General features: G+C 38.4%; 12 protein-coding genes. 2 read left to right on the plus strand and 10 right to left on the minus strand.

What is annotated here, in order from left to right:
• Positions 1–246: 246 nt before the first annotated feature.
• The 6 genes from EPI11_RS04850 to EPI11_RS04875 all read right to left on the minus strand — a co-directional run bounded on the left by EPI11_RS04850 (position 247) and on the right by EPI11_RS04875 (position 7,018).
• A complete protein-coding gene (locus EPI11_RS04850) occupies positions 247–825 on the minus strand; it encodes a hypothetical protein (RefSeq protein WP_128388820.1) in 579 nt (192 codons plus the stop codon).
• A gap of 188 nt (positions 826–1,013) precedes the next feature.
• Positions 1,014–4,373 (minus strand): preprotein translocase subunit SecA, encoded by a 3,360-nt coding sequence (gene secA / locus EPI11_RS04855; protein ID WP_128388821.1) that lies wholly within the window; start codon positions 4,371–4,373, stop codon positions 1,014–1,016.
• A gap of 95 nt (positions 4,374–4,468) precedes the next feature.
• Entirely contained in the window at positions 4,469–4,690 is a 222-nt protein-coding gene (locus EPI11_RS04860; protein WP_002986941.1) for a DUF2795 domain-containing protein, read from the minus strand.
• Positions 4,691–4,925: 235 nt separating this feature from the next.
• Complete coding sequence (locus EPI11_RS04865) at positions 4,926–5,498, minus strand: cob(I)yrinic acid a,c-diamide adenosyltransferase (protein WP_128388822.1); 573 nt, start codon at positions 5,496–5,498, stop codon at positions 4,926–4,928.
• A 97-nt stretch (positions 5,499–5,595) separates the two neighbouring features.
• Positions 5,596–6,318 carry an ABC transporter ATP-binding protein gene (locus EPI11_RS04870; RefSeq protein ID WP_128388823.1) on the minus strand — a complete coding sequence of 241 codons (723 nt, stop codon included), beginning with the start codon at positions 6,316–6,318 and terminating at the stop codon, positions 5,596–5,598.
• A gap of 496 nt (positions 6,319–6,814) precedes the next feature.
• On the minus strand, positions 6,815–7,018 hold the full coding sequence (locus EPI11_RS04875) for a hypothetical protein (protein ID WP_128388824.1): 204 nt from the start codon (positions 7,016–7,018) through the stop codon (positions 6,815–6,817).
• Positions 7,019–7,111: 93 nt separating this feature from the next.
• On the opposite strand from EPI11_RS04875, the gene EPI11_RS04880 reads away from it, so the two are divergent.
• Positions 7,112–7,327 (plus strand): hypothetical protein, encoded by a 216-nt coding sequence (locus EPI11_RS04880; protein WP_128388825.1) that lies wholly within the window; start codon positions 7,112–7,114, stop codon positions 7,325–7,327.
• A 41-nt stretch (positions 7,328–7,368) separates the two neighbouring features.
• Here the strand turns inward: EPI11_RS04880 and EPI11_RS04885 are convergent, their stop codons facing one another.
• Positions 7,369–7,773, minus strand: a complete 405-nt coding sequence (locus EPI11_RS04885) for a helix-turn-helix domain-containing protein (RefSeq protein ID WP_128388826.1) — start codon at positions 7,771–7,773, stop codon at positions 7,369–7,371.
• An 807-nt stretch (positions 7,774–8,580) separates the two neighbouring features.
• Between EPI11_RS04885 and EPI11_RS04895 the strand changes: the two genes are divergently transcribed.
• A complete protein-coding gene (locus EPI11_RS04895) occupies positions 8,581–9,264 on the plus strand; it encodes a hypothetical protein (protein WP_128388828.1) in 684 nt (227 codons plus the stop codon).
• 72 nt (positions 9,265–9,336) lie between these two features.
• On the opposite strand, the gene EPI11_RS19145 is transcribed toward EPI11_RS04895, so the two are convergent.
• The 3 genes from EPI11_RS19145 to EPI11_RS04910 form a co-directional block, all read right to left on the minus strand.
• A complete protein-coding gene (locus EPI11_RS19145) occupies positions 9,337–9,966 on the minus strand; it encodes a hypothetical protein (protein WP_241657579.1) in 630 nt (209 codons plus the stop codon).
• 58 nt (positions 9,967–10,024) lie between these two features.
• Positions 10,025–11,890, minus strand: coding sequence for an ABC-F family ATP-binding cassette domain-containing protein (locus EPI11_RS04905; RefSeq protein ID WP_128388829.1), 1,866 nt, complete (start codon positions 11,888–11,890; stop codon positions 10,025–10,027).
• Between the two features lie 196 nt (positions 11,891–12,086).
• The gene (locus tag EPI11_RS04910; protein WP_128388830.1) at positions 12,087–13,271 is read right to left on the minus strand and encodes a DUF1624 domain-containing protein; all 1,185 of its coding nucleotides are present in this window, start codon (positions 13,269–13,271) and stop codon (positions 12,087–12,089) included.
• Positions 13,272–13,333: the final 62 nt, after the last annotated feature.

Genomic DNA, 13,333 nt, shown 5'->3' on the forward strand with positions numbered 1-13,333 from the left:
AAAAACCTTGCTTTAGCAAGGTTTTTCGTGTTTTTATGCAATAACAGCTAGAAGTCTTTTTTACTGTTTTTCTTATCTCTTTTCTCTTCTTTTTTCTCTTTAGCTGTTTTTAAAGGTTCTTTCTTAACAGCCTTTTTTACGTCTTGTCCTTTTGCCATAACTGATGGGTTTTTAGTTTGTAATCGTAATCTATACTAATATAATAAATTATAACATGCTTGTTAGGCAGTTATAAAAAATATCTGGTTATTGCTGCTGTATTGCAGTTCTGATGTCTTCGTGAAGTACCTTATCTACATAAGGGCTGCCGTCCAGTAATACAAATTTCCACATTTGATTAGTCTCGGCATCAGTAATCGCTATTGCCTGTACTCTTTTGTAGGCTTCAAAAACATTATTAGCTTCATTGTAGCTAATGTCTTCTACTTTTAATAGATCCTTAAAACGTTTTGTTTCAGCTTCTAATTTTTTAGCAGGTATTGGTTCTTTTGGCATTAATTTTATGTAGGTGTTATAAGTAATAATACAAAATTGACCACCATCGGTTTTAGAGATCATACCATAATCTATAGATGGTTCTGTTCTGCCAAGGCTCATGGTGTAATCTTTTCCATTTCTTCTTTTTTCCAGGCCGGAAAGCAATTCTTCTTTAGTTATAACGTGGAAAATTTTAGGATACATTAAATCAATAAGAGATAAATCATCACCTGAAGATGATACATCGATCATTCTTTGTGTATATATCTTTAACTGCTGTTTGTCCTGTGCCATACTGCTCAGTGAAACTGCTAGTAAAAGTACTAAGGTTAGAAGTCTGGTTTTCATAATTTAAGTTTAGTTTTTTCAAATATAAGTAAATGCTAAGAATATGAATTAAATTTTTACAGAAATATTGGCAGCACACTCTAAGATTTAAAGCCTAATTATAAGATATGAGTATATAATTATGATAGTGGTTTTAAACAAAAATCCCCGAACATTGTTCGGGGATTTTTAAGGATATTGAATTGGTCTTACTCGTTTGCAAGAATCCATTCGCCAGAAGCTAAAAGGCTTTCGGCTTTTTTGAATTTCATTGTTTCAGTTTTACCACTCATTATATGCTTAACAGTAACATTGTCGTTACGGTTAATTTTTGGAGCATCTCTAACGATAGTCTCTGTAGTTTGCGGGCGTTGTTGAGACTGTTGCGAAACTTCACGCGCTTTAGCAGCTATTTCATCGCTATTTAAAACTTCATCTTTAGATATGGTGTACTCTTCAACCTGAGGTACATCTATTGCTTCCTGAATGTTGTTTGGGTTTTGAGAAGGAAGGTCACCTTTGAAAAGGAACGATATTACTTCTTTATTAATTCCATCCAATGTTTTCTTGAACAGGTTAAAAGCTTCAAATTTATAGATAAGTAATGGATCTTTTTGTTCGTGAACAGCTAACTGTACAGATTGTTTAAGCTCATCCATTTTGCGAAGGTGTTTCTTCCATGCTTCATCTACGATGGCAAGAGTAATGTTCTTCTCAAAATCAGTGATAAGGCTTTTACCTTCTGTCTGGTATGCTTTTTCAAGATCTGTTACTACGTTAAGGGTTTTGATGCCATCTGTAAACGGAACTACAATACGCTCATACTGACCGTTATTGTTTTCGTATACGTTTTTGATAACCGGGAATGCCTCTTTAGCATTACGTTCGGTTTTGTCACTATAATGGTCAAGAACCGCTTTGTATACTTTTCCTGCAAGCTCTCTTTCAGTAAGTTTAGCAAATTCACTCTCATTTACCGGAGAGCTGATAGAGAAGTAACGTATAAGTTCGAATTCAAAGTTTTTGAAATCGTTAATCGCTTTATTGTTCTCAGCAATTACTTCGGCAGTGTCATACATCATGTTAGCTAAGTCTACTTTTAGACGGTCACCTTCAAGAGCATGTCTTCTGCGTTTGTAAACTACCTCACGCTGAGCGTTCATAACGTCATCGTACTCAAGTAAACGCTTACGTACACCAAAGTTGTTTTCTTCTACTTTTTTCTGAGCACGCTCAATAGATTTTGTCATCATCGAGTGCTGAATAACCTCACCATCTTTAAGGCCCATACGGTCCATAATCTTAGCAACTCTTTCAGAACCGAATAAACGCATCAGGTTATCTTCAAGCGACACATAGAACTGTGAGCTTCCCGGATCTCCCTGACGACCTGCACGACCACGCAGCTGACGGTCTACACGTCTTGAGTCGTGACGTTCTGTACCAATGATCGCTAATCCGCCTGCAGCTTTTACTTCCGGCGTAAGCTTAATATCGGTACCACGACCAGCCATGTTTGTAGCGATGGTAACTACTCCCGGTTTACCGGCTTCGGCTACGATATCAGCCTCTTTTTTGTGTAGTTTCGCATTCAATACATTGTGAGGTACATTTCTCATCTTAAGCATACGGCTTAACAACTCAGATATTTCTACCGATGTTGTACCGATAAGTACCGGTCTGCCAGCTTCAGAAAGTTTGGTAACGTCTTCGATAACAGCATTGAACTTTTCACGCATTGTACGGTAAATAAGGTCATGCTCATCTCTTCTTGAAACGCCTCTGTTAGTAGGTATTTCAACAACGTCTAATTTATATATTTCCCAGAACTCACCTGCTTCAGTAACTGCTGTACCGGTCATACCGCCCAGCTTGTTGTACATCCTGAAGTAGTTTTGCAGGGTAATGGTGGCAAACGTTTGTGTTACCGCCTCAATTTTTACATTTTCTTTAGCCTCAATAGCCTGGTGAAGTCCGTCAGAATAACGTCTTCCATCCATGATACGACCCGTTTGCTCATCTACGATAAGTACTTTGTTATCCATGATAACGTACTCTGTATCTTTTTCGAATAGGGTATAGGCTTTTAAAAGCTGTGTAAGTGTATGGATACGCTCGCTTTTAATAGAGAAGTCTTTGAAAAGTTCTTCTTTTTCTTCAGCTTCTTCTTCTTTAGCAAGATGTTTTTTCTCGATGTTGGCAATTTCAGTACCAATATCCGGAAGTACAAAGAAGTTATTGTCTGTATCCTGAGATAGGAATTTAATACCGTTATCGGTAAGTTCTACCTGATTGTTTTTTTCTTCGATAACAAAGTACAATGCTTCGTCTACCTTATGCATGTCGCGATTGTTATCGGCCATGTATTGGTTTTCGGTTTTCTGAAGTAATTGCTTAACGCCATCCTCACTTAAAAATTTAATAAGCGCTTTGTTTTTTGGAAGTCCGCGGTGAACACGTAATAAAAGGAATCCGCCTTCTTTAGTTTTACCTTCACGGATTAGTTTTTTAGCTTCTGCTAAAACTCCGTTCAGTAATGTTCTCTGCAGGTTAACAAGGTGATCTACTTTAGGTTTAAGTTCAGTAAACTCATGACGGTCACCCTGAGGTACCGGACCCGAAATGATAAGCGGTGTACGCGCATCATCAATTAATACAGAATCGACCTCATCGACAATCGCATAGTTAGGCTTACGCTGTACTAAGTCGTTTGGCGAATGTGCCATGTTATCTCTTAGGTAATCAAAACCAAATTCGTTATTGGTACCATAAGTAATATCAGAAGCGTATGCTTTTTTACGAGCGTCAGAGTTTGGCTGGTGGTTGTCAATACAGTCAATTGTTATACCGTGGAATTCAAATAATGGAGCTTTCCATGTACTATCCCTTTTAGCAAGGTAGTCATTCACGGTTACAAGGTGCACACCGTTTCCGGTAAGTGCATTAAGGTAAAGAGGAAGTGTTGCCACAAGAGTTTTACCTTCACCTGTCTGCATCTCGGCAATTTTACCTTGGTGAAGTACAATACCACCAATAAGCTGAACATCATAATGGATCATGTCCCAGGTAATTTCTTTACCCCCCACAGTCCATGTGTTTGCCCATGTAGATGTATCACCTTCTATGGTAATGTATGCTTTTTCTGCAGATAGTTCCCTGTCCTTAGGTGTAGCGGTTACTGTTATAGATGTATTATCCTTAAAGCGTCGTGCCGTTTCTTTCACTACAGCAAATGCTTCAGGAAGTATATCCATTAATGTTTTCTCAGAGATCTCGTAAGCTTCTTTTTCAAGAGCATCGATAGAAGCATAGATGTCTTCACGAGCATCAATGTCTTCGATCTTTTCTACCTCCTGCAGGTAAGAAGCAATTTTTGCATCTTTCTCTGCGCGGGCCTTGCGGATGGTATCTTTAAAATAGATCGTTTTCGCTCTTAGCTCATCGTGGCTAAGTTGCGATAAAGCGCTCTCGTAGGTTTTAATCTTGTTGATCAAAGGCTGCATAGCCTTTACATCTTTTTCCGATTTATCGCCTACAAAGGCTTTCAGAATGCTGTTTATTAAACTCATTATTTTGTAATTACTTATATTTAATTGTAATAGGATACAAATTTAGCCAAAAAAAAAGCCTCTTAGGGAGACTTTTAGTTGAGTTTTATTTTTTCCTAGTATTCATCCTCGTTCCAAAGATAATCTTCGTCGGTTGGATAATCCGGCCATATTTCTTCCATCGATTCATAGATCTCACCCTCGTCTTCAATGGATTGCAGGTTTTCTACGACCTCAAGAGGTGCGCCGGTTCTGATGGCATAATCAATAAGCTCATCTTTGGTGGCAGGCCACGGAGCATCACTTAAGTAGGATGCTAATTCTAATGTCCAATACATCTTCTAAACGATTAAAGTTTATGCAAAAATAAATTTTATACTGAAACTATCAAGTAAAATTGTGTTTATTTTCTATAAAAAAAAAGAACGTGTTTTTTAGCTGTCTGCAGGCGAAAGTCTGAAATTCAGTTTAATCAGATTAATCGTTCTTTTTATAACAAATTTTCTGCTTTATTCCTGTACCCTTCAACAAGCTTAGCGTGACGCTGTGATAGCCTGAAATCTACGATCTCAATTAGTATTTCTCAGGTATCCATTTTACTTCGTCAGCCTTTAAGTCATGGGACAACTTTCGTGCCAATACAAAAAGGTAGTCAGAAAGTCGGTTCAGGTAGGTTAAAACCATCATATCGGTAGGCTCAATTTCGTTTAAATGTACCGAAAGACGCTCTGCACGACGGCAGACACATCTTGCGATATGACAGTATGACACGGTAGTGTGGCCGCCAGGAAGCACGAAATGCGTCATCGGTGGCAGTTCTGTTTCCATGCTGTCAATCTCGTTTTCAAGAAGTTCAATATCGGCTTCGGATATTTTAGGAATATTAAGGCGGTCTTTTCCGTTTTTTAATATGGCTTTTTCAGGGTCTGTTGCCAATATGGCACCAAGAGTAAAGAGCCTGTCCTGTACACGCTCCAGTATTTTCTTGTAATTCGGGTTAATATCCTGGTCACGGATAAGCCCTATGTGTGAGTTAAGCTCGTCTACCGTGCCGTAGCTCTCTATGCGGATGTGGTGTTTAGGTACGCGCGTGCCTCCAAAAAGAGCCGTGGTTCCTTTATCGCCGGTTTTAGTATATACTTTCATTTTTTTAAAAGCTTCTTAGTTGCTGAGGAACTTAGTTTCTTAGGTTGATTCCTCTGCTTTATTAAGTTTATGTGTATGTTGTATGACGAAGCAGTGCTTACGATTTAACCCTGTCGCCGTCTTTGTGTATTTTCAGGTTGGGGTTGTCGCTTTCAATGATTCCGTCACGAAGACGTATCACCCTGTGCGCATAAGCAGCAATGTCTTCCTCGTGAGTTACCAGGATAACAGTATTGCCGTTGGCATGGATCTCATTAAAAAGTCCCATGATCTCTACCGATGTTTTACTGTCAAGGTTACCTGTAGGCTCATCGGCAAGGATGATAGACGGGTGGTTTACCAAGGCACGAGCTACGGCTACCCTTTGACGCTGACCTCCCGAAAGCTGGTTGGGCTTGTGGTCCATCCTGTCTTCAAGGCCTACTTGTGTAAGCACTTTTGTAGCACGGGCATTACGCTCGGTTTTGCTGTAACCGGCATATACCATTGGCAATGCTACATTATCCAGTGCGGTGGTGCGGGGAAGCAGGTTGAACGTTTGGAACACAAAGCCGATCTCTTTATTACGGATTCCGGCAAGTTCGTCGTCGCTCATTTTGCTCACGTCTTTTCCGTTAAGGATATATGAGCCACTGGTAGGCGTGTCCAGACAGCCTAAAAGGTTCATAAGCGTACTCTTACCTGATCCTGACGGACCCATAAGCGCTACATATTCCCCTTTGTTTATAGTTAGGTCTATACCTTTAAGTACCTTAACGATCTCGCTGCCAAGCGGAAAATCGCGGGTTATGCCTTTAATCTCTATTATTGGTTGTGACATTGATGATGATTTGAGGCCTAAAAGTAAGAAAAATTTATTTCAGATGGTGGATTTTAGATTTCAGATTGATGTAGAGTCACCCTGAACATATGAGAAAGTATAATTGTAGAATAAACAGTCTGCTTCGACAGGCTCAGCATGACTGTTTATTCTACAACACCGTTTTGTCACCCTGAGCTTGTCGAAGGGCTTAAAGTAGCTTCGTTTGTTACCTCACTTTCGAAAGATAATTAATTACAAGAACATAAGTTATTGCGCCAAATAAAATTATAGATGTTGCCAACAGGATATATGACTTTGTGAGCGGTACATCTTTGCGTTTGTCATTAAATAATTTTACTATTGATAATATCAAATAGGTCAAAGCAAAACACATGAGAACCTGTGGTTGCAAGTCACCTCTAAATATCGAAATGCAAAAAGCAAAACTTATAATTAGATACTTAAAGCAATCATCAATAGTTGTGACGGGTCTTGGTCTTGGCATCTATAAGTTTTATGCGGTCAACTCCGGGATTGCTTTCTCAACGGTTTCTTTAAACAGGTCGAATTCATTTTGAAGTTGGAACTCTATATTGTAAACGGTATTGTTTTCTGTTTTATCTATGGTGTACCATACACCGGAGCCCATTGCCAGTAACTGCATTTTTTGGTTAAGTGTTTTTTTCTCGGTAGGTATGGTAATTTGGTAAGGGATCATGGTTTTAAATTTTTTGAATTCCAAATGTAAGGAATTCCGTTGATGTTGGTAAAGTTGTTTTGGTTTTTAAAATTATCCTTCGACAAGCTCAGGATGACCCTTCGACAAGCTCAGGATGACCCTTCGACTCCACATAGCTATCGGGACAGGATAACCCTTCGACAAGTTCAGGATGACCCTTCGACTCCACATAGCTATCGGGACAGGATAACCCTTCGACAGGCTCAGGATGACCCTTCGACTCCCGATAGCTATCGGAACAGGATGACCCTTCGACAGGCTCAGGGTGACAAAACGGTTTTAAAATAATAATGCCCCAACAGGGGCATTATATGTGTATAGTGTAAAGCTTATTTATCGTTAAGCATCTTTTCAAGATAAGCGTTCTTTTCTTTTTCAGATTGAACTAATCTTTCATACAGTTTTTTGTTTTCTTCATAAGCTTCCATCAACTTGTCTAATGGATTGAAAGTGCAGCCATAATTTACGGCAGAAGAATTATCTACATGGTAAGTATTACCGATGATATTAAACACAGCTTCTTCCGAAAAATTCTCAATTGCTTCCGGGGTAACGCCCAGTACTTCGGCAATCTTAATCAGCGTTTCCGGCTCGATGTCTTCGCTGTTCTCAATATTAGATATGGTTTGCTGGCTTACGCCTAATGCCTCTGCTAATACATCCTGCTTCATGTCACGCAGTTCTCTTATTCGGCTTATTTTTCTTCCTATGTGGTTTTTTGTCGCTGTACTCATAGTTCAAATATAAAAATTGTTTGGTTGTGTGGCTATAGCAAAAATACAATATTTGACCAATGCTTTTACAGCCTGCTTTAAATTGTAAGATAAAACACTGAAAGGACTGCTTTGACCCCCGATAGCTATCGGGACAGGATGACCCTTCGACAAGCTCAGGATGACAAAAAGTTCTATACTAAACCGGACAGCTCCCGTTCTATCAGGTCGACTGATATATATAGCGCTTTAATCCTCCTGGAGAGTAAAGTGCGCTGAGCAGTATTCTCCTTTAATTTAAGAAAAGCTTTTTCGCATTTACTAATCGTAGACGCATGCGATCGTAGTGCTTCCTCTAGTTCTTCTTTTGTGTATTTTTTCATATTGCAAATTTACATCATGATCCCGAAATTTTACTGCAGGCATTTTTGCAGTGAAAATTGATAGGTCGTTTGATCGGATTTTTAAATTTTTAATTGCCCTTCGACAGGCTCAGGGTTACAGAAAAAACCAAAATGTACAAAAAGTGTACTATTAGAAACAGCTTCTTTTTAATGTTTTGATTTATAGTGTTTTATAAAATTCTATTGTTCCTCTCTATTTCGCGTCTTTTTATACATAAAGTGGAATATTAAAAAAGAGGCTTTTTTCTGATAGAAAACAAAAAACGCTTAACGGGTTTTAGTTAACTATCTCTTAATGTTTCTTAAATATTTATTAATTGTATTAAAGTATTCTTAATAATTTAATAGTTGTTTTGAGATATGATTAATATTTGTCTATTTTTGATCATCGAAAATAACAAATTAACCTAAGAACAAAAAAATTATGAAAGGATTCAATTTAGCATTAGGCGCAGTCCTAATATCAGCAGGGTTTGTTTCTTGCAAAGATGAAGTAAAAGAGACAGCAAAGAAAAATGTAGACCACTATGTGGTATATGTAGATTCTGTAAACGGTCTTGATGCTGCCGAAAGATCGGCTAACTGGGCGTCTATTGAAGCTGGATATCAACTTAGAATTGCTGAAGCAGAAGCTTCATTAGTAGCTCTTAAAGATGATGCAGACGCTAAAAAAAGAATTGAAGATGGAAAGGCTAAATATGATGGCGTAAGACAGCAGGCTATAGACGAAGCTAAGGCTAAAGCTCAGGAAGCTGTAGCAAAAGCAGGTAACTCTGTTGCTGATGCTTACTTTGGTGCCGGTAAAGTTGTAGGCGATGACATGACATTCTCATGGGTTAACAAAGATAACATCCTTAGTGTTTACCAGAAATTTGTTGAGACTTTTAAAGCAAACAAAGACTCTTACTCAAGACAGGATTTTGATAAAGTAAAGGCTTACTATGAAGCGCTTGATTCAAGAAAAAACACTGTAGAGAAAGAAGGTCTTTCAAGCTCTGACAACATGAAAATTGCAGGTCTTAAATTGAAATTTGCTCCAATGTTTAAATGGGAGCGTATGACTGCTAAAAGCGAAGAAAATCAAGACGCTAAAGATAAAGCGAACTAAAAAATAAGGTTTTTTATATAAATTTGTGTTTAAGAAGGTATACTCCGGTATACCTTCTTTTTTTATGCCCTGTTAGTAGAGTAGTCCCCAAAGGTTTTTGGCTCCTAAAATAAAGTCAAGAAGCCTGGAAGTTGTTGTACGAATTATAAAATGTTCTTTTGCCTGCCCCTGTCTTAAAAACACCATGCCTAAATGGTAGGTGTCTATGGTGACGGTAATTCGCGGATCATTTTTAAGGATTTCCCATGCGGCTTCTGCTTCTGCAGATGCATGAATGTTGCCTACCACACATACACTTCGGTTACCCATATTAGGCTGTGCCTGTGTAATTAGTTCCTGTAGTGTTTCGGTGTCTGTTCCTGAAATATAAGCCAGGTCAATCGTTCCGGGAATTGGAGCAAGAGGGGAGAAGAACCATAATTTCATATTGTAATGTGTTCCAATAGTTCTTATGGATTCTGTTACTGCGCCCGCTTCATCGCCTAATATAAAAAGTTTTTCGGTTCTAAAGTGGGTTAAAATACGGCAGAGAACATCCATTGCCTTTCGGCTCATTACGGATTCTGTTTCTTTCTCTAATCTTGGAAGATGCCTTGTAGGCCTGCTAAGTCCTTTAGATACAATATCAAATACAAAAGGCGAATGTACTCCGTGAGCATTGCTGGAGTTCCAAAGGAATTTTATGTACGATTTGATACTCATATAATATTTGCAATCACACTAAGTTAGCCAAAGTGTGATTGCTTCTAAATACTATTTATTATTCCATTTTAGCGCTAAGTTCAAACCAGCGCTCTGTTTTTTCTTCTATTTTTTTAATAACAACTTCAAGGTCGGCTGCTTTTTTAGCAATGTCGGCATCGGCTATAGAGCCATCTGCAAATTGCTTTTCTATAGCTTCTTTTTCGCGTTCAAAGTCTTTTATCTCTTTTTCAACTTTCTGGAATTCCTTTTGTTCGTTAAAAGTAAGTCCAGGTTTTACGTTGTTTTGTTTCCAGTCTTTTTTGTTATCGCCTACAGTTTTCAGTTCTTCCTTTGTAGGTTCGTTACTGTCTTCATAAGCACGGAAATCACTGTAGTTACCTGGGAAATCTTCAATCACACCTTGGCCTCTAAAAACAAAAAGGTGATCTACAATTTTATCCATAAAGTACCTGTCGTGAGATACTACAAGTAAACATCCGGGATAATCTAATAGGAAACTTTCAAGTACATTAAGGGTAACGATATCAAGATCGTTTGTAGGCTCATCCAGTATCAGGAAGTTTGGGTTTTGGATAAGAACGGTACATAGGTAAAGACGTTTTAACTCACCTCCACTTAGTCGCTCAACAAAGTCATACTGCTTTTTACGGTCGAATAAAAATCGTTCTAAAAGCTGTGCGGCAGAGATTGTTCTTCCTTTAGAAAGCGGAATATACTCACCATATTCTTTAATAATATCGATAACCTTTTGATCTGGTTTAGGGTTAATACCGCTTTGGGTATAGTAGCCTATTTTTATAGTTTCACCTACAACAACTTTACCGCCATCTACAGGAATGTTTTGGCTAATAAGGTTTAGGAAGGTCGATTTTCCGGTTCCGTTTTTACCAATAATTCCAATACGCTCGCCCTTTTTAAAGTTAAAGCTAAAGTTGTCCAGTATGGTTTTTTCTTTAAATTTCTTTGAAATGTTATGCAGCTCCACAATCTTGCTGCCCATACGTTCCATGTTTATTTCCAGTTCTACCTGATGCTCTTTACGACGGCTGTTTGCCTTTTCTTTAATTACGTAAAAGTCATCCTGACGTGATTTCGATTTTGTAGTACGTGCCTTTGGCTGACGGCGCATCCAGTCCAGTTCTTTTACAAACAAGTTCTTCGCTTTGTCTACACTGGCATTTTCGGCGGCGATACGTTCTTCTTTTTTCTCAAGGTAGTACGAGTAGTTCCCTTTATATTGGTATAGTTTACCATTGTCCAGTTCTATGATCTCGTTACAAACACGTTCCAGGAAGAAACGGTCGTGCGTTACCATAAACAGGGTCATGTTTTCTTTGGCGAAGTAGTTTTCCAGCCACTCGATCATTTCCAGGTCAAGGTGGTTGGTAGGCTCATCCAGAATAAGTAAATCAGGTTTACTGATTAGGATAATAGCCAGGGCTACACGTTTTTTTTGTCCACCGCTTAGGTTTTTAATAAGCAGTTTCATGTCTTCCAACTTCAGTTTAAACAGGATTTGTTTGTACTGCGTCTCAAAATCCCACGCGTTATGCATATCCATACGCTCAAAGGCTTTTTGGTAAGCATCTTCATCTTCTGGGTTTTCAAGCGCTTTTTCATACTGCTCGATCACTTTCAGGATCTCATTATCTGAAGCAAAAATACTCTCTTCAATAGATAGTTCCGGGTTTAATACCGGCTCCTGAGACAGGAAAGCCATCTTGATCTCTTTACGGATCACTACTTGTCCGGTGTCCGGAGTGTCTTCACCGTTAATAATTTTTAAGATGCTGGTTTTTCCTGAACCGTTCTTTGCTACAAAAGCAATTTTTTGGTCTTTATTGATGCCAAAAGATATGTTTTCGAAAAGCGTACGCTCGCCGAAGGACTTAGATATGTTTTCTACTGAAAGATAATTCACGCTGGGTAATTTTTTGCAAAAGTAACTTATTAATTACGAATTAAAAATTGCGAATTACGAATTATCAGTAGCAGAGGCGCTTGGGGTTTACTATTAAGAGCCAATTCCCGCTTTTTGCTCTATCTTTTTTTACAAAAAAAGATGTCGCTTCAATCGGGGCTATGATCTGTAATTCGTGTTTTTTTAATATCTGTTTTTATATATAGCTCAGCCACCACTGCTTGTGTGTGCTCTTATAGTTGTTGTACCATCGGCTCGGAAAGTAACACAATACAAGTACAAATATCCATACGACGTAGGTTATTCCAATAGAAAATCCAAAATTAGCGACCGGCCTAAACCCAAATGACATTTTTATGATGTCAAGATCTGCTAATGTATATCCTTGTATGAAATAAAGAGGAATACACAGCAGGTGGATGATATAGATATGTAAAATGTAATAGAAAAATGGAACACGACCAAAGATGTTAAGTATATCTGTAAAGCGGTTACGTACATTTTCAATAAAAGCAAGTAATAATAATGCCGGCCCTAAGGTCATGCAGCTGTATAGGAGGGATGGCGGGTACTTGGTTACATTTAGGAAAGACAATATAGTATAGGTCAACGAACCCTCCTCCTCCCAAGGCTCAGGATCACCATAGCTATTGATGGCTCTTAGAATAATAAAGGCAAGAATAAGTGTACTTCCTGCAATTAGAAGTGTCTTTCTTCGCATCTCTGCTGTAAATTTAGAACTATATAATTTTCCTGCGGTATAACCTAACAGCATAATTCCTGTCCAGGGTAGTATGGCATAAGCGGTTAAGAACCGTATGTTTTCGCCAATTGTAAATCTGTCAAATTCGGTTATTATAAATAAGTTGGCGATCATGTCTTGCGCAGGATCACTAAACGAAACGGTGTCCATTAAGTTGTGGGCAATTGTTATAATAATGCCCAGTACAGCTAAAACGCAATACCTGAAAAATATAAGCCCGGATAAAATGATCATGCTGCAGCCTATAGCCCAAATTACCTGGAGTACAAAAAAATCAAAATGAATATTAAAGCTCCATCCAAAACCTATAAAGGTAAGTTCGGCTATTACAAGCCACAATCCTCTGGTGAATAAAAACCCAGCCAGTTCTTTTTTTGTTTTTCTAAGGCTTTGCAGGTAAATAGAAACACCCGAAAGGAATACAAATATAGGTGCGCAAAAATGGGTGATCCATCTGGTGAAAAACAAAAAAGGTGTTGTGGTATCCAGATTTGTAGGCTCATCGATCATGGCGTCAATATGAAAAAAATCTCTGGTATGGTCCAGAGCCATTAAGGCCATAATTAAACCGCGCACGACGTCTATTGATTGTATTCTTCTCTGTAAAATTGAATCCATTTTTGGCTGATTTTTTGGTATTGTAAATATACCCATTTCAGGTGTCGAATGTTAAAAAATGC

The organism is Flavobacterium cerinum, from assembly GCF_004028155.1.
Classification (GTDB): domain Bacteria; phylum Bacteroidota; class Bacteroidia; order Flavobacteriales; family Flavobacteriaceae; genus Flavobacterium; species Flavobacterium cerinum.

Excerpts from the sequence above, each read along its gene's own strand:
- EPI11_RS04850 (WP_128388820.1), bottom strand. The coding sequence starts at position 825 with ATGAAAACCAGACTTCTAACCTTAGTACTTTTACTAGCAGTTTCACTG.
- secA (WP_128388821.1), bottom strand. The coding sequence starts at position 4,373 with ATGAGTTTAATAAACAGCATTCTGAAAGCCTTTGTAGGCGATAAATCG.
- EPI11_RS04860 (WP_002986941.1), bottom strand. The coding sequence starts at position 4,690 with ATGTATTGGACATTAGAATTAGCATCCTACTTAAGTGATGCTCCGTGG.
- EPI11_RS04865 (WP_128388822.1), bottom strand. The coding sequence starts at position 5,498 with ATGAAAGTATATACTAAAACCGGCGATAAAGGAACCACGGCTCTTTTT.
- EPI11_RS04870 (WP_128388823.1), bottom strand. The coding sequence starts at position 6,318 with ATGTCACAACCAATAATAGAGATTAAAGGCATAACCCGCGATTTTCCG.
- EPI11_RS04875 (WP_128388824.1), bottom strand. The coding sequence starts at position 7,018 with ATGATCCCTTACCAAATTACCATACCTACCGAGAAAAAAACACTTAAC.
- EPI11_RS04880 (WP_128388825.1), top strand. The coding sequence starts at position 7,112 with ATGACCCTTCGACAAGCTCAGGATGACCCTTCGACTCCACATAGCTAT.
- EPI11_RS04885 (WP_128388826.1), bottom strand. The coding sequence starts at position 7,773 with ATGAGTACAGCGACAAAAAACCACATAGGAAGAAAAATAAGCCGAATA.
- EPI11_RS04895 (WP_128388828.1), top strand. The coding sequence starts at position 8,581 with ATGAAAGGATTCAATTTAGCATTAGGCGCAGTCCTAATATCAGCAGGG.
- EPI11_RS19145 (WP_241657579.1), bottom strand. The coding sequence starts at position 9,966 with ATGAGTATCAAATCGTACATAAAATTCCTTTGGAACTCCAGCAATGCT.
- EPI11_RS04910 (WP_128388830.1), bottom strand. The coding sequence starts at position 13,271 with ATGGATTCAATTTTACAGAGAAGAATACAATCAATAGACGTCGTGCGC.